Origin of the sequence: Actinacidiphila bryophytorum (assembly GCF_016916835.1) — a bacterium.
Lineage (GTDB): Bacteria > Actinomycetota > Actinomycetes > Streptomycetales > Streptomycetaceae > Actinacidiphila > Actinacidiphila bryophytorum.
The window spans coordinates 114,370-138,614 of record NZ_JAFFIX010000016.1 but is presented as its reverse complement, the minus strand read 5'-3'; the positions used below and the strand labels follow the sequence as shown (position 1 = coordinate 138,614).

The following is a 24,245-nucleotide window of genomic DNA, read 5'->3' as shown; positions in this document are numbered from 1 at the left end:
CCCACCCTGCCGGATTCCCGCGGCCTTCGCCTGCCCGGGGGCGATGTTGCCGGTGTGACGTGTGCGGGCGGGCGGTGCGGCGTTTCCACGTTTCCCGGCGGCCCGGGCGGTGGACAATAAGGGCATGAGCCAGCAGGGGGAGTCGCGCCAGGGCCAAGAGGACGACTGGTGGCGGCAGTTGTACGACGACGAGGCGGCCGCGGCGCCGCGGGGTGCCGGGTCGGAGTCGGTCGACGCGCACTTCGACTCGGCGCTCAGTGCGATGGCGCCGCCGCCTCCGGCGCCGCCCGCCGCGGACACGTTGCGGCTCCGCCGCCCGACCGCCCCTGTCCCGCCCTCCTCCTGGCCCCGCCCGACCCGGACACCCTCGCCACCGCCCCCGCGTGAGGAGGAGGCGTCACCCGAAGAGCCTGGCGCCCCGGCAGCCGGGGCCGTGCCGTCCGCGGCGCCGCAGGAGGCGGTACGGCCCTGGGACGCGTGGTCGGCGCGGCCGATGTTCCCCGAGGGCGACGAGGACGACGCGCCGGAGGAGGAGGCGGCGCGGCCCTGGGACGTGTGGTCGGCGCCGCCCGCCTTCCCCGAACGGCCCGAGGACGTACCGGCACCCCCCAACCCCTGGGGTGACGCACCGCCCGCCCCGGCCGAGCCCTGGTCACCGCCCGCGCAGCCGACCACCGACCAGCGCCCCCCGGGTTGGCCCGCCCCGCGTCCCCCCGGCACCCCCGACGACCCGGGCGTCACCCTGCGCCCGGCCGAACCCTGGACCTCCCCGCCACCCCCGCGCCCGACGGCCGCCCCCGGCCCTTCCCGCGCGGAGGAGCCAGCTGGACCGTCTGCCGCACGCTCGGCCCCCGGCGCTGACCTGGACCCCGCACCCGCGCCACCTGCCCCGCACCCAGCATCGGGCGCCCCGGTCGATTCCGACCCTTCCCGCGCGGCGGAGCCACCGCCCGAGCCGCGCCCGGCCGCGGGCGTCCCGGCTGACCCTGCTCCCTCCCGCGCGGAGCAACCGCCCGCGCCGTCTGCCGCGTGTCCGGCGCCCGGCGTTCCGGCTGAAGCCGGCCCTCCCGGCGCGGAGGAGCCGCCGGGGCCGCTTGCCCCGCGCCTGGGCCGGGGCGCCCCTGCGGACACGGGCACCCTCTCTTCGGGGCAGGCGCCCTGGCCGTCTGCGGCACACGACGCGCCGGGTGTCCCGGTCGATTCCGGCGATTCGCCCGCGGGGGAGCCGCCGCGGGCGCCTGGCGCGCGCAGCGAGCCGGGCCTTGCGGACGACTCCGGCCCATCTGCCGTAGAGCCGCAGGCCGAGCCGTCTTCCGCGCCGCCGACCCCGGTCGGCCCGACCGACACCGGACCTTCCCCCGTAGAGCGGCCGCCCGGGCTGCCCGTGCCGCGCCCGGCGTCGGGCGTCCCGGCTGACGCCGGCTCTTCCTCCGTGGAGGGGCAGCCGCTTCGGCCGCCTGCCGTGGGCGCCGCGGCAGACTTCGGCTCTTCCTCCGCCGAGGAGCCGTCGCAGTCCGCACAGAGTGCTCCCGTCGTCCTGCCGGAGCAGGACGACCGGGCCGGCGTCAGTGCGGGTACGGGTGGTGCACGCGGTGCGGACGTACCGGCGGCCGCAGCGGACAGCGCCGACGCCGGCCGGCGCATCGCGGATCCCCGCGGTGCCGGGCGATCCGGTGTCGGCGGGGGGGTTGTGCCGCAGCGGGGGGAAGGGTGGGGGGAGACCGTGTTCGGGGAAGGCGGGGTCCGGTGGGCGCCGGAACTGCCGCCGGGGTGGGTCGCCGCGGGGGCGGGGGCCGGGGAGGAGCATGCCGCGGAGGTCGTGGGCGGCGGGCCGCCGACGTACGCGGCGGAGCCGACCGCGTGGCCCGAGGCGGATCCGGACGGGCTGGACGGGCTGGTCGCCGACACCGTGCTGGACGGGGCGCAGTACGGCGGGCTGACGCTGCGTACGGTCAGCGTGCGCGGTGACTCCGCGCGTTACCGCGGGCAGCCGCGCAGGGACGCGCTGCTGACCGCCCGTTTCGGCACCGGCGACGACGCGCTGCTGCTGGTCGCGATGGCGAGCGGCGCCCGGGCGGCCGACGACGCGCACCGGGCCGCGCAGGATGCGGTGCGGTGGATCGCGGGGGCGGTCGGCCGCAGCAGGGAGCGGCTGGCGCAGGACATGCGGGCGGCCCGGCGGGGCTCGCTGAAGTCGGGGCTGCACCGGCTGACCGACCGCTGCTACGGGCGGCTGCGCGCCCGCGGCGAGGACCTGGGCCTGGAGGAGGGCGCGTACACCGCGTCGCTGCGCTGCCTGCTGCTGCCCGCGGACCCGGAGTGCCCGATCCGGCTCTTCTTCGGGGTGGGCGACGGCGGCCTGTTCCGTGTCAGGTCCGGGTCGTGGCAGGACCTCGACCTGGCCCCCGACCCGACCGCCGCCCCCTTCCGCTTCCGTGCGACGGTCGCCCAGCCGGGTGACGCGCTGGTGATGTGCAGTGCGGGCCTGGCGGAGCCGCTGCGCGGCGAACCGGCACTTGCCGCCCATCTGGCCGAGCGCTGGGGCGGCGGCCGGGTGCCGGGCCTGGCGGCGTATCTGGCGGACGCGCAGACCCGGGTGAAGGGGTATGCCGACGACCGTACGGCGGTGACCGTCTGGGACGCCTGACCCGGAATGCGCGCCCGCCGGGAGCGTGCGGAGATGGGTACATGGCGAAGAACACCGTGGCCGAGCAGTTCGTCGACATCCTGGTGCGCGCGGGCGTGCGGCGGCTCTACGGGGTCGTGGGCGACAGCCTGAACCCGGTGGTGGACGCCGTGCGCCGCAACCGCTCCCTCGAATGGGTGCATGTGCGGCACGAGGAGACGGCCGCCTTCGCCGCGGGCGCCGAGGCCCAGCTGACCGGGCGGCTGGCCGCGTGCGCGGGGTCGTGCGGCCCCGGCAACCTGCACCTGATCAACGGCCTCTTCGACGCGCACCGCTCGATGGCCCCGGTGCTGGCGCTGGCCTCGCACATCCCCAGCAGCGAGATCGGCACGAGCTACTTCCAGGAGACGCACCCCGACCGGCTGTTCGCCGAGTGCAGCCACTACAGCGAGCTGATCTCCAGCGCCCAGCAGATGCCGCGGGTGCTGCAGACCGCGATCCAGCACGCGGTGGGCCGCGGCGGGGTGTCGGTGATCAGCCTGCCGGGCGACATCGCCGCCCACCCGGCGCCGCAGCGCAGCATCGAGCACGCGCTGGTCACCCGCCGCCCCGCGGTCCGGCCGGGCGACGCGGAGATCGACGCGCTGGCCCGGCTGGTGGACGGCGCCCGCCGGGTCACGCTCTTCTGCGGCAGCGGCACGGCGGGCGCACACGACGAGGTGATGGCCTTCGCGGAACGGGTCAAGTCGCCGGTGGGGCACGCCCTGCGCGGCAAGGAGTTCATCCAGTTCGAGAACCCCTACGACGTCGGCATGAGCGGGCTGCTGGGCTACGGGGCCGCGTACGAGGCCATGCACGAGTGCGACCTGCTGATCCTGCTGGGCACCGACTTCCCCTACAACGCCTTCCTGCCCGACGACGTGACGATCGTCCAGGTCGACGTGCGGGCCGAGCACCTGGGCCGCCGCTCGACGCTGGACCTGGCGGTGTGGGGGGACGTCGGCGAGACGCTGCGCTGCCTGACGCCGAAGGTGCGGGAGAAGTCCGACCGGCGCTTCCTGGACCGGATGCTGAAGAAGCACAGCGACGCGCTGGAGGGCGTCGTCAAGGCCTACACCCGCAAGGTCGACAAGCATGTGCCGATCCACCCGGAGTACGTGGCCTCGGTGCTGGACGAGGAGGCCGCGGACGACGCGGTCTTCACCGTCGACACGGGGATGTGCAACGTGTGGGCGGCCCGCTACCTGACGCCCAACGGCAGGCGCCGGGTGATCGGTTCCTTCACCCACGGCTCGATGGCCAACGCGCTGCCGCAGGCGATCGGCGCGCAGTTCCTGGACCGGCGGCGGCAGGTGGTGTCGATGTCGGGCGACGGCGGGTTCACCATGCTGATGGGGGACTTCCTCACCCTGGTGCAGTACGACCTGCCGGTGAAGGTCGTGCTGTTCAACAACTCCTCGCTCGGCATGGTCGAGTTGGAGATGATGGTCGAGGGCCTGCCCGCGTACGGCACGACCAACCACAACCCGGACTTCGCGGCGGTGGCCCGCGCGGCGGGGGCGTACGGGGTGCGGGTGGAGAAGCCCAAGGAGTTGCGCGCGGCACTCAGGGACGCCTTCCGGCACAAGGGTCCCGCGCTGGTCGACGTGGTCACCGACCCGCATGCGCTCTCGCTGCCGCCGAAGATCACCGGCGAGCAGATCGGCGGTTTCGCGCTGTCGGTCGGCAAGGTCGTGCTGGACGGCGGGGTCGGCAAGATGGTGCAGATGGCCCGGGCCAACCTGCGCAACGTGCCGCGCCCGTAGCGTCGTTCGCGGGCGCGGCACGTCCGGCACGTTCACGTGCGAGGGGTCAGCTGGTGATCAGGTCGAACTCCTCCCAGGGGCCGATCGCGGTGCGGTTGGCGATCAGCGCCGAACTGCCGCCGTCCTCCGCGGTCACGTAGTTGTTGTTGACCCGCGCCTTGAGGCTGACGCTGCCGTCGCCGTTGTGGATCAGCTGGAACTGCTCCCAGGTGCCGACCGCGTCGACCTTGGCCAGCAGCGGTGCGGCGCCGGCGTTGTCGGCGGTGACGTACTTGTTGTTGGCGTGGGCGCGCAGCGCGATGTAGCCGCCGCCCTGGTCGATCTCGTCGAACTGCTCCCACGGTCCGATAGCGGTGCGGTTGGCGATCAGCGGTGACGCGCCCGCGTCCTCCGCGGTCACGTAGTCGCCGTTGGCGTGTGCCCGCAGCGAGATCACCGTGCCGTTGCCGGGGTTGGTGCCGCCGCCGCCGTCAAGTCCGATCTGGACGTTGCCCAGGTGCCGGGCCGCGGTCGCGGGCGAGCCGCCGACCTGGGCGTAGGGCAGCGACGCGGTCGGTGCGGAGGTGCGCTGCACCAGGTAGGACTGCCCCGAGGAGACCGGGACGCCGACGGTGCCCGCGGTGGTGGAGCCGACCACGACCGCACCGGACGAGCCGTTGACGACCTGGATCGCCTGGCCGGGCCAGGGGTTGCGCACCTGCATGGTCTGCGACGACCCGGCCTGGATGGCGACCGTGACCGGGGTGCCGCCCTGCACCTGCACATCGACCTTGGTGTTGCCCTGCACCGACACCGTGCCGCTGACGTCCCAGCCGGACGGCCAGGCCGGTGCGATCCGCAGCAGCCCGTCGTAGTCCTGCACCAGCGCCTCGTCCAGCGCGGTGGCCACGCCCGACATCTGCTCGATGTAGCCCTCGGTGCCGACGCTGTTGCCGAGGTCGGCGAGGCCGTTGATGTAGACCTGGTGGCTCTGGGTGATGGACACCAGCTTGGCGGCGACCTCGCTCGCCAGGCCCAGCCGGGCCGCGTCGATCGCGTCCATGCTCCAGTCGTTGCCGCCGGTGAAGACCCGGTGGTTGTAGGTGCGGACGCCCAGGTCGTGCAGCGCGCCCGGGGTGTCGGTGATCAGGTTGTACGGCCACACCGGTTCCAGGTCGATGTTCTCGCCGTTCCTGGTGGTCGCGGTCGGCTGGTAGGACCAGGCGATGACGTCGTTGCCCGAGCTGTCCGCGGACGGCTGCAGCACCTGCGTGTGGCCGAAGTCCGTACGCGCCCACGGCGGTATCTGGCCCTGGGCGGTGGTCAGTTGGCTGATCAGCGTGGTGTCGCCGGTGTTCAGCAGCTGGGCCGCCTTGATCACCACGGGGAAGAGTGCGGCGTCCGCGGCCAGGTCGGTGGTCGGGTCCTGCACCGCCCACTGCGTCTCGTGCGCGTTGGCGACCGCGTGCAGTTTCCCGTCGGAGCCGACCTTCTGGTAGGCGAGCAGGAAGACCGCGGACTCCTTCATCAGCGGGTAGTACGTGCGCAGGAAGTTCAGGTCCCCGGTGTCCTGGTACTGCTGCCACACGTAGAGGCTGATCTCGGCGCCCGACGTGATGTCCAGCGCGTTCCAGTTGGGGCTGCCGGGCTGGCTGCACGCCGCGTTGGCACCGGGGCCGGGGTCGCCGCCGTTGCCGTTGAAGCGCATGACCTCGGGCACGCAGGCGCCCGGGAGGCCGCCCATCTGCTGCTTGGTCCACGCCTCGATGGCGGCCAGGTTGTTCTGGTAGAGGTTGAAGATCGGGATGTTCAGCGCGAAGTTGCCGGACGACATGTTGGCCGATATCTGGGTGCGCAGATTCCACAGCCAGGTTGCCGACGGCGTCCAGTTCTGGTGGTCCTGGCCGAAGTTGAACATGTCGGCGACGCCCGCCTGGCTGCCCGGGATGCTGCCGCGCATCGAGGCGGCCTCCATGAACAGGTAGATCGTGCGCAGCGTCTCCATGTACTGGGCCTGCCCGTCGGACGAGTTGGCCTCCAGGATGCCGGTGTCGGCCCAGTAGTTCGCCCACCAGGACTGCTGGGTGCCCAGCAGCGCGGACTCGGCGGCGGTCGCGTCGGAGCCGAGCAGCCCGGACGCCGTGCTTCCCGCGTTGCCGCCGGTCCAGGTGGGTGCGCCGACGACGACCCGGAAGGAACCGTCGGTGTTCGGGGTGAAGTTGACCTTCACCTGGGTGCTGTTGACCACCTGCGCCGACACGTTGCGGCCGCCCGCCGACAGCGCGGCGAGCGAGCCGAAGGTGCGGCCGGAGGCGCCGGCCTCCTGGTTGTCCACCCAGGTCTCGGCGAGGGTGCCGATCGCACCGGACGCGGCGGCCTGCGGGTTGCGGCCCGACCACAGGCTGACCGTCGCGGACTGGGCGGTGTTCGGGTCGGCGCCGGTCACGTCGACGACCAGCTCGTCCTTGGTGGCCGACACCCACGCCTTGAGCGACATGCCGCCGCCGGTCTCGGTGAGCACCCCGGTGTAGAGGTCGAGGGCGCCGTGGAAGTCGGAGGCTCCGGTGAGCCGGGACAGGCCGGGAATCTGCACCTGCCCGGGCGACTTGCGGCCCGGCAGGGTGTCGGCCCGGTTGAGTTGTGCGGTGAAGCCGCCCGCGGCCCAGGCGGCGGCGCCCAGCGAGCCGTTGCCGAGCGGCAGCGACTGCGCGGCCTGGCTGTTGGGGGCGCCGAGCACGATGTCGGAACGGCGGACGACATTGGGGGTGTCGACGTGGAAGCTGCCGTTCTGCCATGCGGTGGTCGCGGTGGCCGCTGTCGCGGCGGGTGCGACAGCCGGTACCAGCAGCCCGGCAGCCAGCAGCGCGGTGGCAACCAGAGCAGATGGTCGGATCATTCGGCGTCTGTCGAAAGTGTGGGGCTTTCGGTTCACGGGTGGTTCCTCCCGAGGCGACAGGACTTGTGGCACAGGCGCAACATCCGAGAAACGCGGGGGATGAATGGGCCACACAGTGGCGGCAGGGAAGAGTCATGTCAAGGCCTCGACACGTCATACATCGGACCTATTGTGATTGTGCACAGTCAGATGCACGTGCAGGACTGGACCATGGCGCCACTGGGCATGCCTTACGGCAGGGGGGACCGGTCCGGACCAGAACGGGGGAGGCCCACGGACACCACGGGGAATCGCTTACGGTACGCGGTCGGCCGCGAGGATCTGCGCGCCGTCGCCGACACCCGCAGACGGCTGCGGGACCAGCTGCGGCAGTGGGGAGTGCCCGCACTCGCCGACACCGCGGAGCTCCTGGCCACCGAGATCGTCACCAACGCGCTCCAGCACACCGGCGGCGGCGCCGTACTGACCGCGACGCTCTCGCCGGGGCCCGCGCGGCGGCTGCGGGTCGAGGTGCACGACACCGCCGACCGGCGCCCGCCGCAGCGCCCGCAAGGGGGCCTGCGGCCCTCGGACGAGGCCACCTCGGGCCGCGGACTGCTGCTCGTCGAGGCGCTCGCCGACACCTGGGGCGTCCAGGCGCGCGGCGCGGGCAAGACCGTGTGGTTCGAACTCGGCGCCAGGGCGGCCTGAACGGCGCTGATGCGCCGGGAGCGGGCCGAGCCGGGAGAGCCGGAGCGGAGAGAGGATCGGAGCGGGCACCGCCGGAGCTGACGCAGCGGAGAAGCAGCGAGCCGCGTACGGGCGACCCACGCCCGTACGCGGCTGCGCGTATCGGCCCTCCCGACGTCCGGGTCAGCCGAACTGCCGCTCCATCTCCTCCAGTTTGCGCTCCAGCGAGTCCAGCCGCGGAAGCGTCATCGTGTCGTCCTCCGCCGTCAGGTCGATGGTGAAGGGCGCGGCCGCCGTCGCCGGCTGCGCCTCCTCGCGTACCGGCTGCAGCGCCGGCCTGGCGCGCACCGGCAGCTCCGCCGACGGGAGTTCGGTACCGGCACCTATGGCAGGCTCCGATGCGGCCTGGCCGCCTGCCGCGCTCGCCGCGGGCAGCTCCACCTGGCGGCCGCCCCTGCCGCCGCGCGGCCAGGGCCTGTTCTGCCGGTTCAGTGCCTTGATCTTGGCGCGCTCCAGCCGCTCGTGGTCGCGCTGCCGCAGCTCCTTGTGCTCGCGCTGCCGCTTGTCCTCGCGGACCTCCTCGACCGCCTCGTCCAGCGAACGCACGCCCTCCAGCAGCATCAGCGACCACGCCGCGAAGGTCTCCCGCGGCGCCCGCAGCCAGCGCACCATCCGGATCTGCGGCAACGGCCGCGGCACCAGGCCCTGTTCGCGCAGCGCCGCCCTGCGGGTCTGCTTCAGCGCCCGGTCGAAGAGCACCGCGGCAGACAGCGACATCCCGGCGAAGAACTGCGGCGCACCCGCGTGGTCCACCCCGCGCGGCGCGTGCACCCAGTTGAACCAGGCCGCCGCACCCGCGAACAGCCACACCAGCATGCGCGAACCGAGCGCGGCATCACCGTGGCTGGCCTCGCGGACGGCCAGCACCGAGCAGAACATCGCCGCCCCGTCCAGGCCGAACGGCACCAGGTACTCCCAGCCGCCGGTCAGGTTCAGGTTCTCCCGGCCGAAGCCGACGAGGCCGTGGAAGGACAGCGCGGCGGCCACGGCGGCGCAGCAGAACAGCAGCACGTACGACGCACTGCCGTAGATCGCCTCCTTGCGGCGGCGGCGCTCCTCGCTGCGCTCCCACGAGTCGGCGGGGGCGTTCTTGTCCGCGTTCGTACGGCGGCTGCGGAACACGACGGCACAGGCCGCGAGCACGACCAGGCCGACGATGCCCGAGAGCACCCAGTCCAGCGATATGTCTCTCATGTGCGTTTCCTAGTGTCGCTTCCGTCGCGCTCGGGCCGCGGGACGGCTTACGGCCGACATCTTTGCGAAGAGCGCGGGTGAGTGCAGACGTTATGGCACAAGAGTCCCGCCAACGGGGAGAATGGTCGAACTCGCGTGCCACAACTGCTGAGTTGAGCGAAAGCGTAGCGTGATCGATCAGGCGACCGACGCTCGGCGCCCGATTCGGTCCTGTCCTGTCCCGCGCGGGCAGGAGCCGCAGGCCTCCTGCGGGCTGACGGTGTAGAAGAGGCAGCACGTCAGGCGGTCCCGGGTGCAGCCGCCCTGCGGGGCCGCGTCCGCGGGGTGCAGGTCCTGCCCGGCGGCGGGCCGGAAGCGCGCGCCGCCCGCATAGGGGGCGGTGCCGCCCGGCAGCAGCGCCGACAGGTCCGCGACGGCCCGGTCCTCGCGGCCCATCAACCCGCCGATGTACCACAGGCCTTCGGTGATCTCGTCGGTCGCCATGCCCCACAGCGCGTGCGGGCCGCGCCGCAGCCGCGGCCTGAACGCGTCCAGCACCGGCGCCAGATGCTCGGCGACCGCCGCACGCAGCTCGTCGCGCAGCGCCGCCTCGGTGGGCAGGACGCGGGCGCCCGGCAGCTCGGCCGCCGGATCGCCCGGCAGGCAGGCGAAGGAGCGGGTGCGTACGGTCATCCGGCCGGAGGCGCGGTGGAAGGACACGTCCGCCACCGGCAGCCGCGGCACCCGGCGGTGCAGGAACCACGGCACCGTGAAGAGCAGGCACACCGGCCAGGCGTAGCGGTGCAGGGCCATGGCCGCGGCGACGTCGGGGCGCGGCGCGCGGCCGTACTCGGCGGTGATCTCCTCCGCGTCCCGTGCCGTGAAGGCGTCCAGGGCCGCGCCGCCCGCCGCCAGGTCCGCCGAGGTGACCCAGCCGGCGCCGGAGCGCGGCTCGCGCTCGGTCACCCGCAGGCCGGGGAAGACGGCCGCGAGGCGGGCGTAGGCGGGGCTGGTCACGGGCATGCGGGAACCGTCCAGTCGAGGCCGGGGGGACCACCGGTTGAGGTAAGGCTTACCTTAGCGTGTCCGGGCGGGGGCTAAGCTCGCGGCAGTACGCCGGGCGGGTGACGCCCCGGACCATGAACGGCTCCAACCGCGGTGAGAGGGTGTCGCGAACGATGGAACCTGTCGCATCCGTGCAGGCCGGCCGGGCGCCGCTGCCCGCACCGCGCCGGATGCCGGAACGGCTGTCGGTACGCGACCAGGTCCTCGACGAACTGCGGGACGCGCTGCTCGGCGGCGAGCTGCCGCCCGGCTCCGTCCACTCCGCGCCCGCGCTCGCCGCGCGCTACGGCGTCTCCGCGACGCCCGTCCGCGAAGCCATGCAGCTGCTCGCCAGCGAGGGAGCCGTCGAGGTGCTGCCCAACCGGGGCTTCCGGGTCGCCTGCCGCACCGAGCGCGACCTGGAACAGATCGCGCAGGTGCGGATGCTGGTGGAGGTGCCCGTCGTGATCGGGCTCGCCCGATCACTGCCCCCGGGGCGGTGGCAGGAGCTGCGGCCCGCCGCGGAGGCCGCGCAGGCCGCGGCCGGCGCCGGACGGCGGGCCTATGCGGAGGCCGACCGGGCCTTTCACCGGGAGCTGCTCGGGTTTGCGGGCAACCCGCATCTGGTGGCGGTGGCCGACGATCTGCATCGGGCCGCGCAGCTTCCTACTGCGGGGCCCTTGCAGGTGCCGCGGCCCTCCGCTCTTGCGCATGCCGCGCACCACGGGTCTCTCCTCGACGCGCTGTCCGCCGGCACGCCGGCGGAACCCCTCCTCCGCACCCACCTCGCCTCCTGCCCCTAGGCCGTGTCCCGCCCCTCTCGGTGGGCGGTCACCTCTCCGCCGGCGGGGGCTGAGCGCGCAGTTCTGCCCCCAGAGCTTCGCCTGGGGGTACCCCAGCGCCTCCTTAGGTGATTGCCACTTGCCGTGGCGTTGCTTCTTTCCCGCTCCTCGGGCTGGGCGCGCAGTTCCCCGCGCCCCTGAAAAACGCTCACCCTGCGCAGGCAGACGGCGCCCCTCAGAAAAACGCTCACCCTCCTGCGCACAGGGCGCTGCCTGACGGCGCCAGTTCTGCGGGAGGGGGGCAACACCAAGGGGTGCGGGGAACTGCGCGACCAGCCACGACGGCGGGAAAGCCGACCGCCCACCGCAAGCGGCAGGACCTGAAGGGGCGCGGGGAACTGCGCGCCCCGCCCGAACGGGCGGAGAGCAAGCAACGCACCGCAAGGGGCAATCACCCAGGGGTGCGGGGAACTGCGCGACCAGCCCCCACGGGCCGGAAGGAGCAACGCCACAGCAAGTGGCACCCACCCAGGCCCCCGCCCGGGGGGAGGAGCGTGCCGCATGGGGCGAACCCGCCCCGGAGGGGCTAGGCCGGGAAGGACGGGGAGAGCCAGAGGGGGATGGCGCCCAGGAGGGTGAAGAGGCGGGCGGCCTCGGCGCGGAGCGGGGTGGCCTCGTCGTCGGGGGAGACCTCGGCCAGGGACAGGAGCGCGGGGGCGGTGCCCACGAGGTGGCCGAGGGAGACCCGCAGGCGGAGGGACTCGGCAAAACCGTGCCGGGCCTCGGCCATGTCACCCTCGGCCGCGGCGAGCCCCGCGAGATGCCGCCAGGTGAAGGACGTGAGGAAGGCGTCCCCGTGCGCCACGGCCCCGGCGTGCGCACGCCGGTAGGCGGCCCGCGCAGCCGCCGGGTTCCCGGCGATGTTCTCGGCGACGAGCCCGCGCCTGAAGTCCAGCAGGGGCCGCCCCGGCGAGCCGGGGGACAGCAGCGCGGCGCTGCGCCCGAAGGCGGAGCGCGCCTCGTCGGCGCGGTCCCGCACGGAGTGCAGCGTGGCGCCGTACGCGAGGTACCCGCGCTCGGAGGCCGCGGCGCCGCGCTCCTCGTCGGTGCCCGCGACGGCCTCGGCGACGCGCAGCGCGTCCTCGGCCTCCGCCCACCCGTCGAGGTGGTAGAAGCAGCCCTCGATGAGGATCTCCGCCCGCCGCAGCGCGGCCCCTGGGTCGTCGGCGCAGTGCGGTGCGAGCAGCGCCGCCGCTTCCGCCCAGCAGCCGCGTGCCCGCAGCCGCCAGACGTCCGGTACTCCGACCACAGATTCCGACAGGGCGGTTTCCGCCACAGCTTCTCCCCCAAGCGCGTCGTCGAGCCAGTGCGAAGTGCGTGCCGTGCAGATGCGGACGTCGGTCCTGTGCGGGCCGGTATCGGGTGCAGGTGTCCGGCAGTTGTCCGCGTGCCTGCCGGTGGCGGAAGTTCAACATGCGCCGGGGCCTCCCGCCAAGAGGCTGGAGATCACATCTTGTGAACGGGATCACTAACTCATCCGCAGCGCCAGGAAGAAGTCCAGCTTGTCCTCGAGCCGGGCCAGGTCGCGGCCGGTCAGCTGCTCGATCCTGCTGATCCGGTACCGCAGGGTGTTGACGTGCAGGTGCAGCCGGCCGGCGCACCTGGTCCAGGACCCGTCGCAGTCGAGGAAGGCCTCCAGGGTGGGGATCAGCTCGGAGCGGTGCCTGCGGTCGTAGGCGCGCAGCGGGTCCAGCAGGCGGGCGGTGAAGGCGCGGCGGACGTCGTCGGGCACGAAGGGCAGCAGCAGGACGTGCGAGGCCAGCTCCTCGTGGCCGGCGACGCAGACCCGCCCCGGGCGGGCGGCGGCGACCCTGCGGGCGTGCCTGGCCTCCTCCAGGGCGCCGCGCAGGCCCTCGGGGGAGTGGACGGCGGCGCTGACGCCGATGGTGAGCCGGCCGTCGTCGCCCAGGCCCCGGGTGAGGGGGCCGCGCAGCAGCCCGAGGAGTGTTTCGGCGTGCAGGGGTTCGGGGGCGGCCCCGGTCATGCCGGGGGCGGGTCCCGCACCGGGGGTGCCGCCGGTGAGCGGCACCAGGGCCATGGCCTTGTCCTCGGCGTGGGCGACGGCGATCCGGTCGGCCCCGTCGGCGCCCTGCGCGGCCTGGCCTGCGAGCACCTCTTCGAGCAGGGCCTGCGCCGCGGGTCCCGCGGGCACCTCACCGCCGGCCCAGTCGACCTTGGCGATGACGATCTGCCAGTGCGGTTCGCCGCCGGTGCCGGGCACCAGTACAGGGGCTGCCGCACGCAGCCGGGCGCCGATCTCGGCGGGGGCGGCGGCGCCCCTGACGAGGTCGAAGATCTCGCCGGCCAGCCGCCGCCGGACGGCGCGTGCGGCGTCCCTGCGGTCGCGTTCGACGGCGATGAGCTGGGTGACGCCCTGCAGCAGGTCGAGGCGTTCGGCCGGCCACTCCCCGGCGTCGGCCTCGACGGCCAGGAACCAGTCGGACAGCACCCGGGAGCGCACGTCGGCCCCGCCGGCGCCGGCGCGTACCGGGAACAGCGAGTACGTACGCCCCTGGACCCCGACGCGGTAGGGGCCGGGGCGGGCGGTGCGGGCGGCGGCCTGCTGGGCGCCGGCCAGCTCGGCGCGTACGGGGGCGGGCAGCGGGTGGCCCGCGCCGCCGATCTCCCGGCCGGTGGACGACAGCACCCAGGCCCGCAGGTCCAGGTCGCTGCCGAGCAGGTCGAGGACCGCGTCGGGGCCGCCGCCCGCGGGCCCCGAGGACATCAGCCGCCGGTGCCGTTCGACGACCGCCGCAAGGTCGCCGGCCCGCTCGCCGGAGACCTGCCGGACGACGTATTCGGTGATGTCGGCGAAGGCGACCCGCTCGTCGACGGCGAACAGCGGCAGCCGGTGCCGTGCGCAGGCGTGGACCAGGTCGTCGGGGATGGCGCTCAGCTCCGCCTCGCCCGCCGCGAGCCCGGCGACCCCCGCGCCGGCCAGGATGCGGACGAAGTCGTCGCTGTCGGCCGCGGTACGCCGCCAGGCCAGGCCGGTCAGCACCAGTTCGCCGCCGGCGAGGTAGCGGCTGGGGTCGCGCAGGTCGGTGGTCATCACCCCGCGGACGGCGCGGTCCAGCTCCGCCTCCCCGCCGAGCAGCCGCAGGCCGAGAGCTTCGGTGTCGAGGAGCGCGCGCAGCCGCATCGTGGTCGCCTTGTCATGTCGTGCCATTGCCGGTTCGTTGCCTGGCCGGAGCCCTGCGTGGCCAGTGGGAAACCGTGAGGTTTCCCCACCGTCTCTTTCAGAGGAATCTACAAGACCCGGCCGTTGGCCAGCTCAGCGCTTCATGGTTTCGGTGACTGCACCCGGACGGCCCAGCGGCCGTGTACTGGCCCCACGCAGCGTGTACAGGACATGAACAACCCCCGGCACCAGCCCGGCCGTACCGTCCGCCGCCACCCGGATCCCGAGAAGAGACCCTCATGGAATTCCTGCGCCCCGCCACGTGGCAGGAGGCGCTCGCCGCCAAGGCGGAGCACCCCACGGCCGTGCCCATCGCGGGCGGCACCGACGTGATGGTCGAGATCAATTTCGACCACCGCAGGCCGGACCACCTGCTGGACCTCAACCGCATCGCCGAACTGGAGGAGTGGGAGACCGGCGAGGACACCGTACGCCTGGGCGCCTCGGTGCCCTACTCGCGGATCATGGCCGGGCTGCGCACCGAACTGCCGGGTCTCGCGCTGGCCAGCCACACCGTGGCCTCCCCGCAGATCCGCAACCGCGGCGGTGTCGGCGGCAACCTCGGCACCGCCTCGCCGGCCGGCGACGCGCACCCGGCGCTGCTGGCCGGCGGCGGCGCGGTCGAGGCGGAGTCGGTACGCGGTAGCCGGCTGATCCCCATCGACGACTTCTACACCGGGGTCAAGCGCAACGCGCTGGCGCCGGACGAGCTGATCAGGGCCGTGCACCTGAAGAAGGCGACAGGGCCGCAGCAGTTCTCCAAGGTCGGCACGCGCAATGCGATGGTCATCGCGGTGTGCGCCTTCGGCATCGCGCTGCACCCCGACACCCGCACCGTCCGCACCGGCATCGGCTCCGCGGCCCCCACCCCGATCCGGGCGAAGGCGGCCGAGGAGTTCCTTGCCGCCGCCATGGACGAGGCGGGCCTGTGGGACAGCGGCAAGCCCGTACCGCCCGCGGTGGCCAAGCAGTTCGCCGACCTGGTCTCCGGCGCCGCCAACCCGATCGACGACGTCCGCGGCACCGCGACGTACCGCCGCCACGCGCTGGGCGTGATGGCGCGCAGGACGTTGGGCTGGACGTGGCAGCAGTACCGAGACCACCAGGGGAGCAAGTCATGCGCGTGACCTTCACCGTCAACGGGCGGCCGCAGGAGGCCGACGACGTATGGGAGGGCGAGAGCCTGCTGTACGTGCTGCGGGAGCGGATGGGCCTGCCGGGCTCCAAGAACGCCTGTGAACAGGGCGAGTGCGGGTCGTGCACGGTACGCCTGGACGGTGTGCCGGTGTGCTCGTGCCTGGTCGCCGCGGGGCAGGTGCAGGGGCGGCGGGTCGACACCGTCGAGGGCCTGGCCGGCGAGGACGGCGAACTGTCCGCGATCCAGCAGGCGTTCGTGGACGCCGGTGCCGTCCAGTGCGGCTTCTGCACCCCCGGCCTGCTGGTCGCCGCCGACGAACTGCTCGAACACAACCCGTCGCCCAGCGACGGCGACATCCGCGAGGCCCTGTCGGGCAACCTGTGCCGCTGCACCGGCTACGAGAAGATCCTCGACGCGGTCCGCCTGGCGGCCGCCCGCACCGGACAGGGGGTGTGAGCCCGATGGGCATCACCCGCACACCCACCAGCCTCACCCAGTCCTCCGCGACCCGGGGCGGCATCGGCGAGTCCACGCTGCGACCCGACGGCACCCTCAAGGTCACCGGCGAGTTCGCCTACTCCTCCGACCTGTGGCACGAGGACATGCTGTGGGGCTACACCCTGCGCAGCACCGTCGCGCACGCCGCGATCGTCTCGATCGACACCAGCGAGGCGCTGGCGACCTCCGGTGTCTACGCGGTGCTGACCTACGACGACCTGCCCACCGAGGTCAAGCACTACGGCCTGGAGATCCGCGACACCCCGGTGCTCGCCCACGGCAAGGTCCGCCACCACGGCGAACCGGTCGCGCTGGTCGCCGCCGACCACCCGGAGACCGCTCGCAGGGCCGCCGCCAAGATCCGCGTCGAGTACGACGCGCTGCCGGTGATCACCGACGAGGCCTCGGCGACAGCGCCGGACGCGGTCCTGGTCCACGAGGGCCGCGACGACCACCACATCGGGCACGTGCCGCACCCCAACATCGTGCACCGCCAGCCCATCGTCCGCGGCGACGCGGACCGGGCGGCCGAGCGGGCCGACGTCGTGGTCAGCGGCGAGTACGTCTTCGGCATGCAGGACCAGGCCTTCCTCGGCCCCGAGTCCGGGCTTGCGGTGCCCGCGGAGGACGGCGGCGTCGACCTCTACGTGGCCACCCAGTGGCTGCACTCCGACCTGCGGCAGATCGCCCCGGTGCTGGGGCTGCCCGAGCGCAAGGTCCGTATGACGCTGTCCGGCGTCGGCGGGGCCTTCGGCGGGCGCGAGGACCTGTCGATGCAGATCCACGGCTGCCTGCTGGCCCTGCGCACCGGCAAACCCGTCAAGATCGTCTACAACCGCTTCGAGTCCTTCTTCGGCCACGTCCACCGTCACCCGGCCAGGCTCTGGTACGAGCACGGCGCCACCCGCAACGGCAAGCTGACGCATGTGCGGTGCCGCATCGTGCTCGACGGCGGCGCCTACGCCTCCGCCTCGCCCGCCGTCGTCGGCAACGCCGCCTCGCTGTCCATCGGCCCCTACGTGGTCGAGGACGTCGACATCGAGGCGCTGGCCCTCTACACCAACAACCCGCCCTGCGGGGCGATGCGCGGCTTCGGCGCGGTCCAGGCGTGCTTCGCCTACGAGGCCCAGATGGACAAGGTCGCCGCCGAACTCGGCATGGACCCGGTCGAATTCCGTCAGGTCAACGCGATGGAGCAGGGCACGGTCATGCCGACCGGCCAGACCGTCGACTCGCCCGCACCGGTCGCGGAACTGCTGCGCCGGGTCAAGTCCCGCCCGCTGCCTCCCGAGCGGCAGTGGGAGACCACCGAGGGCGCCGACGTCCGCGCGCTGCCCGGCGGGCTGTCCAACACCACACACGGCGAAGGGGTCGTACGGGGCGTCGGCTACGCGGTCGGCATCAAGAACGTCGGCTTCTCCGAGGGCTTCGACGACTACTCCACCGCCCGGGTGCGGATGCAGGTCATCAACGGCGAACCCGTCGCGACCGTGCACACCGCGATGGCCGAGGTCGGCCAGGGCGGAGTCACCGTGCACGCGCAGATCGCCCGCAGCGAACTCGGCGTCACCCAGGTCACCATCCAGCCCGCCGACACCCAGGTCGGGTCCGCCGGCTCCACCTCCGCCTCCCGGCAGACGTACATGACCGGCGGCGCCGTGAAGAACACCTGCGAGGCCGTACGCGAGAAGGTCCTCGACCTCGGCCGCCGCAGGTTCGGCAGCTACCACCCCGCCTGGGCCACCGCCGAGCTGCTGCTCGAAGGCGGCAAGGTCGTCACCGACGGCGGCGAGGCGCTCGCCGACATCGCCGACGTCCTGGAGGACGACGTGGTGGACCTGGAGCTGGAGTTCAGGCACCGGCCCACCCAGGCCTTCGACCTGCGCACCGGGCAGGGCAACGGCCATGTGCAGTACAGCTTCGCCGCGCACCGCGCCGTGGTCGAGGTCGACACCGAACTCGGCCTGGTCAAGGTCGTCGAACTGGCCTGCGCCCAGGACGTCGGCAAGGCCCTCAACCCGCTGTCGGTCGTCGGCCAGATCCAGGGCGGCACCACCCAGGGCCTCGGCGTCGCGGTGATGGAGGAGATCGTCGTCGACCCGAAGACCGCGCTGGTGCGCAACCCCTCCTTCACCGACTACCTGATCCCCACGATCCTCGACACGCCGACCATCCCGGTCGACGTGCTCGAACTCGCCGACGAGCACGCCCCCTACGGGCTGCGCGGCATCGGCGAGGCACCCACCCTGTCGTCCACGCCGGCGGTGCTCGCCGCCATCCGGCAGGCGACCGGACTGGAGCTGAACAGGACTCCGGTACGCCCGGAGCACCTCACCGGCTCGTAGGCGCGCGCAAGCGCAAGGCAACCGTTCGTCTCGGGCCGTCCCCCGGGTCGTGCAGGCCACGCAGTTCCCAAATCCCGTCCGCACCCCGCGGACGGGTGCCCCTGTGAACCTTGGGAGTTGGCATCATGACCCAGACACCAGTGGAGCCGCGCACCGCGGCCGAGGACGCGGGCACCGGCTCGCGGGTCCCGGCCGGCAGAGCATGGCTCGACCGGTACTTCCACATCTCGGAAAGAGGCTCGTCGATCCCCCGCGAGGTCCGCGGCGGCGTCACGACCTTCATGGCGATGTGCTACATCCTGCTCCTCAACCCGCTGCTGCTGTCCGGCCCGGACGCAAGCGGCCACAAACTCGGCCACGCGGCACTGATCACCGCGACCGCGCTGGCCGCCGCCGTCTCCACCCTGCTGATGGGCTTCTTCGGCAAGGTGCCGCTCGCCCTCGCCGCCGGACTCAGCGTCGCAGGCGTCATCTCCACGCAGGTCGCGCCCAACATGACCTGGCCGCAGGCCATGGGCATGTGTGTGATCTACGGCGCGGTCATCGTGCTGCTGGTCGTCACCGGGCTGCGCGAGATCGTCATGAACGCGATACCGCTCGCGCTCAAACACGGCATCACCATCGGCATCGGGCTCTTCATCGCGATGATCGGCCTGGTCAACGCCGGCTTCGTCGGCAAGGGTGACCCGCACGGCAGCGCGCCGGTCACCCTCGGCGCGGGCGGGCAGCTGGCCGGCTGGCCCGTCCTGCTGTTCTGCGTCACGCTGCTGCTGATCTTCATGCTGCAGGCCAGGAACGTCCCCGGCGCAATCCTCATCGGCATCGTCACCGGCACGGTGCTCGCCGTCGTCGTCAACGCCGTCGGCAACCTCAGCCCGTCCGTGTGGGGCGGCAGCGCACCAGAACTCAAGGGCAGCGCCGTCTCCGCACCCGACTTCGGGCTCTTCGGGCACGTCGAGTTCGGCGGCTGGGGCTCCATCGGCGGCATGACCGTCGGCGTGATCGTCTTCACCCTCGTGCTCGCCGGCTTCTTCGACGCCATGGCCACCATCATCGGCGTCGGCACCGAAGCCGGGCTCGCCGACGAACGCGGACGCATGCCGGGCCTGTCCAAGGCGCTCTTCATCGACGGGGCCGGCGGCGCCATCGGCGGAGTCGCCGGGGCCTCGGGGCAGACCGTCTTCATCGAGTCCGCCACCGGCGTCGGCGAAGGAGCAAGGACCGGCCTGTCCTCCGTCGTCACCGGGCTGCTCTTCGCCCTCGGGCTGTTCTTCACCCCGCTCGCGCAGATCGTCCCGGGACAGGTCGCCGCCGCGGCCCTCGTCGTCATCGGCGCGATGATGATGGGCAACGCCCGGCACGTCGACTGGTCCGACCGCGCCGTGACCGTACCGGTCTTCATGACCGTCGCCCTCATGCCCTTCACCTACTCCATCACCGCAGGCGTCGGCGCGGGAGTCGTGTCCTACACCGCCATCAGGGCGGCCCAGGGCAGGTGGCGCGAACCCGGCGCCTTCATGTGGGTCCTCACCGCAGTCTTCACCGTCTACTTCGCGCTGCACCCCATCGAAGGCTGGCTCGGCGTCAAGTGACCGCCGCAGCCGGAGAACCGAGGAGCTGAACACCATGCTGGACATCGCCGACGACCTGCACCGCTGGTGCGCGCTGGGCCGGCCCTTCGCCGTCGCGACCGTCGTCGCGACCGGCGGCAGCGCCCCCCGCCGCCCCGGCGCGGCCCTGGCCGTCGACGCCGACGGCGCCGCTGTCGGCAGCGTGTCCGGCGGGTGCGTCGAGGGCGCGGTCTACGAGGCCTGCCAGGACGTCCTGGCCGCAGGCGAGCAGGCCGCGCCCCTGCTCCACCACTTCGGCTACTCCGACGAGGACGCCTTCGCCGTCGGCCTCACCTGCGGCGGCGACATCGACGTCCTCGTCCAGCGGATCGACCCCGCCGCCCGCCCCGAGACCGCCGCCGCGATCGCCGCCGCCGCCACCCGCCAGGCAGCGGCCCTCGCCCGCATCACCGCGGGTCCCGCGGAACTCCTCGGCCGTGCCCTGCTCGTACGCCCCGACGGCGGGTACGACGGCACGCTCGGCGACCCCGTGCGGGACGCCACCGCCGCCGCAGAAGCCCGCGCACTGCTCGCCGCGGGGCGCACCGGGCCCGTCGAGATGGGCGCGGACGGCAGCCGCTGCGGCGAACCGCTGACCCTGCTGGTCGAATCCAGCGTGCCGCCGCCGCGCATGCTCGTCTTCGGCGCCATCGACTTCGCCGCGGCCCTCGTACGGGCCGGCGCCTTCCTCGGCTACCGGGTCGCCATCTGCGACGCCCGCCCCGTCTTCGCCACCCCCCGCCGCTTCCCCGAGGCCGAGGAGGTCGTCGTCGACTGGCCGCACCGCTACCTGGCCGCGGAAGCGGAAGCCGGGCGGGTCGACGCCAGGACGGTCGTGTGTGTGCTCACCCACGACGCCAAGTTCGACATCCCGCTGCTCGAACTGGCGCTGCGCATGCCCGTCGCGTACGTCGGCGCGATGGGTTCGCGCCGCACCCATCTCGACCGGCTCGGCCGGCTCCGTGACGCGGGCCTGCACGAAGGCGAACTCGCCCGCCTGCGCTCGCCCATCGGGCTCGATCTGGGGGCGCGGACGCCGGAGGAGACGGCGATCTCGATCGCGGCCGAGATCGTGGCGTGCCGCCACGGGGCCACCGGCGCCCCCTTGAAGGGCGCCCACACCCCCATCCACCACTAGCCCCCCGGGCCGGGACCCGTGCCCCTTGCGGTGGGCGGTTCGCTTTCTCCCGGGCGGCGGTGCCCAGGTGATTGCCCCTTGCTGCGGCGTTGCCTCTATCCCCCGGCAGGGGCTGGGCGCGCAGTTCCCCGCGCCCCTGGGTGGGTGCCACTTGCTGTGGTGTTGCTTTCTTTCCGCCCGTTCGGGCTCGGCGCGCAGTTCCCCGCGCCCCCTGAGGGGTGCCCCCTTCGCGCAGGGCCGGCGCTTTCAGGCGGCGCCCTCTGCGCAGGAGGGTGAGCGTTTTTCAGGGGCGCGGGGAACTGCGCGCCCGATCACCCACCCACCGAAAGGTGCAAGCTCACAGCAAGTGGCAATCACCCGGGGGCGCGGGGAACGGCGCGCGCACCCCCTGCCGGGGAAAGGCGACCGTACGGGGTGGGGCTAGTGGGTGGGGAGTTGGGGGACGGGTTGGGTGAGGTGGCGGCGGGTGAGTTCGGCGCGCCAGGACGCCACCTCGGTGGCATCGGCGTGGCGCGGGTCCCACAGGGACATACGGGTCGTGTCGGCCAGTTCGTGGTGGGCGCCGTGAAGATCGCGCAGGACCCACACCGTGCCGCGGCGGCGCTTGGCGGGGAGGCCGGTGACGGGGCCTCGCGGCAGGTCGGCCTGCCAGACGAGCGCGCGGGTGAGGCGTTCGAGCGCGGGGACGTCGAGGTAGTCGGCGGCCCATCGGGCCGCGGGGATGCCGGGGTCGGCGTGGAGGCGCTCGGAGAGGGCGCCGACGTGGGTGGTGACCTGCCGGCGCAGGTGGCCGAGCTGGGCGCGCAGCGCCGCGTACTGGACGGGGTGGAGGCGCCGTACCTGTGCGGGGACGTCGTGGCGGAGCCGCCCGTTGGGGGTGCGGAAGCCGAGGGTGACCTTGCCGTCGGGGTGGACGGTGAAGACGGCGGTGTGGGTGCCCACCGGGTGGCGCAGCGCCGTGCTGTCCCAGCCCGCGGGGAAGCCGCGCACCGCGTCGAGCTGTTCCGCGGCGAGCCGTTCGGTCTGCGCGGGGTGCCCGCTGATCACCCGGCGGTGCTCGCCGGTTCCGGGCTCGCCGCCGAGCGCGCCGAGTGCGGCCAGGCCCGAACGCAGGAAGTGGGACATGCCGTCGGCGTCGCCGTGGTGCCGCAGGGCGGCGCCGAGTTCGACCAGGGCCTTGTGGCGCCCGGACAGGCAGGCCGCCCAGGCGAGCGCGCCCAGCAGCCGTACGGACGCCTCGTTCGGGGTGCCGAGGTGCGCGCGGTGGTCCGGGCAGTCGTCGGGCCGCGGGCGGGCCGCGGCGAGGAGCGCGGGCAGCGCGCGGGCCGCGGTCTTCGACTGCTCCAGGTGTTCGCGTACGGTGCCGAGCCAGCGGTAGCCGGGGCGTACGTCGAGCGGCTGCCTGCACAGCCGCAGGAGTTCGACGACGCCGGGGTCGTACAGGCGCGGGCCGAGTCCGCAGCGGGCCGCGGTGGCGTAGGGGTCGCCTGGCGGCAGCAGGGTGGTGAGGTCGGGGTGGGCGCCGAGGACCGCGCGCAGCCGGATGGTGGCGCGTTCCCTGCCGGGGTGTGCCATGCCGGTGCCGTGGTGGGCGGCGGTGAGGGTGAGGGCGGTGCGTACGGGGTCGAGGAGCGGGCCGCGTGCGTCGGCGGGCAGTTGCGCGAGGGCGGCGAGCGGCAGCTGCAGTGCTCTTTCCGCGCCGCGGCCCCAGGACGTGGCGGTGCGGCCGGAGGGTTCTGTGACGGCGAGCCGCAGGAGTTCCGCGACCTCGGGCGGCGACCAGCCGCAGTGCGTGGAGGCGAGGGCCTTGGCGGCCCACCAGTCGTCGTCGGTGCAGGCCAGCCGGCGCCGCCTGCCCTGCAACTCCAGGGCGAGTCTGCGCCGTTCCGCTGCCGGGAGTGCGGCGACCACCGCGCTGCTGTGCGGTGCGCGGACCGCCTCGGGGTCGGTGCCGTCGGTGAGCCGGCCACGGTGAGCCCGCGCGTCACGGCGCCCGGCGTCCTCCAGCGGGGTGGGTGCGGGACCGGTCCTGGCCGGCCCCCGACCGCCGCGCCGGAGCAACCGCCGCCACCAGCCCATCGCGTCCCCCTCACCGGTCGTTGCGGACCGGAACCGTCCGCATCGGCCCCTACCGTAGGAGCCATGGCCACCACCCCGCCGCTGAGCGACCGCACCCTCAACCGCACCCTGCTGGAACGGCAGCTCCTCCTGGAACACGCAGAAACGGGCGTAGCGGATGCAGTCGAGCACCTTATGGGCCTGCAGTCGCAGACTCCCGCCTCCCCCTACCCGGGCCTGTGGTCGCGGCTGCCCGGCTTCGACTTCGCCGAGGTGGGGGAGCTGCTGACCGGCCGGCAGCTGGTGCGGCTGGTGCTGATGCGCGGCACCGTGCACCTGGTGACCGCGGCCGACGCGCTGCGGCTGCGGCACTGGCTCGGGCCGATGCTGGAGCGGACCTTCCGCGGCTCGCAGTGGGCCGCGGGCGCGGCGCCCGCGGAGCGCGGCGCGGTGGTGGATTACGCGTGCGGGCTGCTGCGCGAGCAGCCGCGTACGCCCGCGCAGCTGCGGACCGCCTTCGCCGACCGCTTTCCCGAGGCCGACCCGGCCTCGCTGGTCAACGCGCTGCGCTCCTGGGTGCCGCTGGCCCAGCTGCCGCCGCGCGGGGTGTGGGGGGTGAGCGGGCAGCCGGTGTACGGCCTGCTGGAGGACTGGCTGGGGGCACCGCTGACCGCGCCGGACCCGCAGGACCTGGTCCGCCGCTATCTGGCCGCCTTCGGCCCGGCGGGCCCGGCGGACATGCAGAAGTGGAGCAGCATGACGGGGCTGAAGGAGGTCTTCGCCGGCATGGACCTGCTGACGTATCAGGCGGCGGACGGCCGCACGCTGTACGACCTGCCGGGTGCGCACCTGGCCGACCCCGACCTGCCGGTGGCGGCCCGTTTCGTCGCGGACTTCGACAACCTCGTGCTGTCGCACGCGGACCGTACCCGTGTCGTCCCCGAGGCCTACCGCTCCCGGGTGATGACCGTCAACGGCATCGTGCGCGGCACGATCCTCGTCGACGGCTTCGTCGCCGGCACATGGCGCTTCGACCGGGCCAAGGGCGCGGCGGCCGTCGCCGTCACGCCCTTCGTCCCGCTGTCCGCGGCCGACCGGGAGGCCCTGACCCGGGACGGCCTGCGGCTGCTGGCCGCCGCGGACCCGGGCGTGGCGCACGAGGTGGCGTTCACCGCGGGCTGAG

The 24,245-nt window shown here is 73.7% G+C and carries 16 protein-coding genes; 10 read left to right on the top strand and 6 right to left on the bottom strand.

From position 1 onward, the window contains the following. Nucleotides 1–1,723 precede the first annotated feature (1,723 nt). Nucleotides 1,724–2,647 (top strand): protein phosphatase 2C domain-containing protein, encoded by a 924-nt coding sequence (locus JT723_RS35370; protein WP_251513508.1) that lies wholly within the window; start codon nt 1,724–1,726, stop codon nt 2,645–2,647. Nucleotides 2,648–2,688: 41 nt separating this feature from the next. Then, the gene (locus JT723_RS22620) at nt 2,689–4,431 is read left to right on the top strand and encodes a pyruvate dehydrogenase (protein WP_205046563.1); all 1,743 of its coding nucleotides are present in this window, start codon (nt 2,689–2,691) and stop codon (nt 4,429–4,431) included. A gap of 46 nt (nt 4,432–4,477) precedes the next feature. Here JT723_RS22620 and JT723_RS22615 read toward each other — a convergent pair whose 3' ends face one another. Continuing rightward, a complete protein-coding gene (locus tag JT723_RS22615) occupies nt 4,478–7,306 on the bottom strand; it encodes a fascin domain-containing protein (protein ID WP_205046562.1) in 2,829 nt (942 codons plus the stop codon). 225 nt (nt 7,307–7,531) lie between these two features. Here JT723_RS22615 and JT723_RS22610 point away from each other — a divergent pair, with 225 nt between their 5' ends. After that, nucleotides 7,532–7,996, top strand: coding sequence for an ATP-binding protein (locus JT723_RS22610; protein WP_240166022.1), 465 nt, complete (start codon nt 7,532–7,534; stop codon nt 7,994–7,996). A 162-nt stretch (nt 7,997–8,158) separates the two neighbouring features. Here the strand turns inward: JT723_RS22610 and JT723_RS22605 are convergent, their stop codons facing one another. After that, nucleotides 8,159–9,229, bottom strand: coding sequence for a DUF2637 domain-containing protein (locus tag JT723_RS22605; RefSeq protein WP_205046560.1), 1,071 nt, complete (start codon nt 9,227–9,229; stop codon nt 8,159–8,161). 177 nt (nt 9,230–9,406) lie between these two features. Next, nucleotides 9,407–10,231, bottom strand: coding sequence for a (2Fe-2S)-binding protein (locus JT723_RS22600; protein ID WP_205046559.1), 825 nt, complete (start codon nt 10,229–10,231; stop codon nt 9,407–9,409). Between the two features lie 155 nt (nt 10,232–10,386). Here JT723_RS22600 and JT723_RS22595 point away from each other — a divergent pair, with 155 nt between their 5' ends. Further along, a complete protein-coding gene (locus JT723_RS22595; protein ID WP_240166021.1) occupies nt 10,387–11,055 on the top strand; it encodes a GntR family transcriptional regulator in 669 nt (222 codons plus the stop codon). A 565-nt stretch (nt 11,056–11,620) separates the two neighbouring features. Here JT723_RS22595 and JT723_RS22590 read toward each other — a convergent pair. Further along, on the bottom strand, nt 11,621–12,370 hold the full coding sequence (locus JT723_RS22590) for a hypothetical protein (protein ID WP_205046558.1): 750 nt from the start codon (nt 12,368–12,370) through the stop codon (nt 11,621–11,623). 192 nt (nt 12,371–12,562) lie between these two features. Continuing rightward, nucleotides 12,563–14,236, bottom strand: coding sequence for a PucR family transcriptional regulator (locus tag JT723_RS22585; protein ID WP_205046611.1), 1,674 nt, complete (start codon nt 14,234–14,236; stop codon nt 12,563–12,565). Between the two features lie 278 nt (nt 14,237–14,514). Between JT723_RS22585 and JT723_RS22580 the strand changes: the two genes are divergently transcribed. The 5 genes from JT723_RS22580 to JT723_RS22560 all read left to right on the top strand — a co-directional run bounded on the left by JT723_RS22580 (nt 14,515) and on the right by JT723_RS22560 (nt 21,004). Beyond that, nucleotides 14,515–15,402, top strand: a complete 888-nt coding sequence (locus JT723_RS22580; protein WP_205046557.1) for an FAD binding domain-containing protein — start codon at nt 14,515–14,517, stop codon at nt 15,400–15,402. Continuing rightward, nucleotides 15,393–15,869: a (2Fe-2S)-binding protein gene (locus tag JT723_RS22575; RefSeq protein ID WP_205046556.1), complete on the top strand. Its 477-nt coding sequence runs from the start codon at nt 15,393–15,395 to the stop codon at nt 15,867–15,869. Before JT723_RS22580 ends, JT723_RS22575 begins: the two co-directional genes overlap by 10 nt. Before the next feature lie 5 nt (nt 15,870–15,874). Then, nucleotides 15,875–18,256, top strand: a complete 2,382-nt coding sequence (locus JT723_RS22570) for a xanthine dehydrogenase family protein molybdopterin-binding subunit (protein ID WP_205046555.1) — start codon at nt 15,875–15,877, stop codon at nt 18,254–18,256. 125 nt (nt 18,257–18,381) lie between these two features. Further along, nucleotides 18,382–19,848, top strand: coding sequence for an NCS2 family permease (locus JT723_RS22565; protein WP_205046554.1), 1,467 nt, complete (start codon nt 18,382–18,384; stop codon nt 19,846–19,848). 34 nt (nt 19,849–19,882) lie between these two features. Then, nucleotides 19,883–21,004 carry an XdhC family protein gene (locus JT723_RS22560; RefSeq protein WP_205046553.1) on the top strand — a complete coding sequence of 374 codons (1,122 nt, stop codon included), beginning with the start codon at nt 19,883–19,885 and terminating at the stop codon, nt 21,002–21,004. Between the two features lie 420 nt (nt 21,005–21,424). On the opposite strand, the gene JT723_RS22555 is transcribed toward JT723_RS22560, so the two are convergent. Further along, nucleotides 21,425–23,083 (bottom strand): DUF4132 domain-containing protein, encoded by a 1,659-nt coding sequence (locus JT723_RS22555; protein WP_205046552.1) that lies wholly within the window; start codon nt 23,081–23,083, stop codon nt 21,425–21,427. 63 nt (nt 23,084–23,146) lie between these two features. Between JT723_RS22555 and JT723_RS22550 the strand changes: the two genes are divergently transcribed. Then, a complete protein-coding gene (locus tag JT723_RS22550) occupies nt 23,147–24,244 on the top strand; it encodes a winged helix DNA-binding domain-containing protein (RefSeq protein ID WP_205046551.1) in 1,098 nt (365 codons plus the stop codon). Nucleotide 24,245: the final 1 nt, after the last annotated feature.

What these genes read in the sequence shown, in the direction of transcription:
- JT723_RS22560 (WP_205046553.1), top strand. Translation starts at nt 19,883, where the DNA reads ATGCTGGACATCGCCGACGACCTGCACCGCTGGTGCGCGCTGGGCCGG.
- JT723_RS22610 (WP_240166022.1), top strand. Translation starts at nt 7,532, where the DNA reads ATGCCTTACGGCAGGGGGGACCGGTCCGGACCAGAACGGGGGAGGCCC.
- JT723_RS22575 (WP_205046556.1), top strand. Translation starts at nt 15,393, where the DNA reads ATGCGCGTGACCTTCACCGTCAACGGGCGGCCGCAGGAGGCCGACGAC.
- JT723_RS22600 (WP_205046559.1), bottom strand. Translation starts at nt 10,231, where the DNA reads ATGCCCGTGACCAGCCCCGCCTACGCCCGCCTCGCGGCCGTCTTCCCC.
- JT723_RS22580 (WP_205046557.1), top strand. Translation starts at nt 14,515, where the DNA reads ATGGAATTCCTGCGCCCCGCCACGTGGCAGGAGGCGCTCGCCGCCAAG.
- JT723_RS22615 (WP_205046562.1), bottom strand. Translation starts at nt 7,306, where the DNA reads ATGATCCGACCATCTGCTCTGGTTGCCACCGCGCTGCTGGCTGCCGGG.
- JT723_RS22620 (WP_205046563.1), top strand. Translation starts at nt 2,689, where the DNA reads ATGGCGAAGAACACCGTGGCCGAGCAGTTCGTCGACATCCTGGTGCGC.
- JT723_RS22605 (WP_205046560.1), bottom strand. Translation starts at nt 9,229, where the DNA reads ATGAGAGACATATCGCTGGACTGGGTGCTCTCGGGCATCGTCGGCCTG.
- JT723_RS22565 (WP_205046554.1), top strand. Translation starts at nt 18,382, where the DNA reads ATGACCCAGACACCAGTGGAGCCGCGCACCGCGGCCGAGGACGCGGGC.
- JT723_RS22595 (WP_240166021.1), top strand. Translation starts at nt 10,387, where the DNA reads ATGGAACCTGTCGCATCCGTGCAGGCCGGCCGGGCGCCGCTGCCCGCA.
- JT723_RS22550 (WP_205046551.1), top strand. Translation starts at nt 23,147, where the DNA reads ATGGCCACCACCCCGCCGCTGAGCGACCGCACCCTCAACCGCACCCTG.
- JT723_RS22585 (WP_205046611.1), bottom strand. Translation starts at nt 14,236, where the DNA reads ATGCGGCTGCGCGCGCTCCTCGACACCGAAGCTCTCGGCCTGCGGCTG.
- JT723_RS22570 (WP_205046555.1), top strand. Translation starts at nt 15,875, where the DNA reads ATGGGCATCACCCGCACACCCACCAGCCTCACCCAGTCCTCCGCGACC.
- JT723_RS22555 (WP_205046552.1), bottom strand. Translation starts at nt 23,083, where the DNA reads ATGGGCTGGTGGCGGCGGTTGCTCCGGCGCGGCGGTCGGGGGCCGGCC.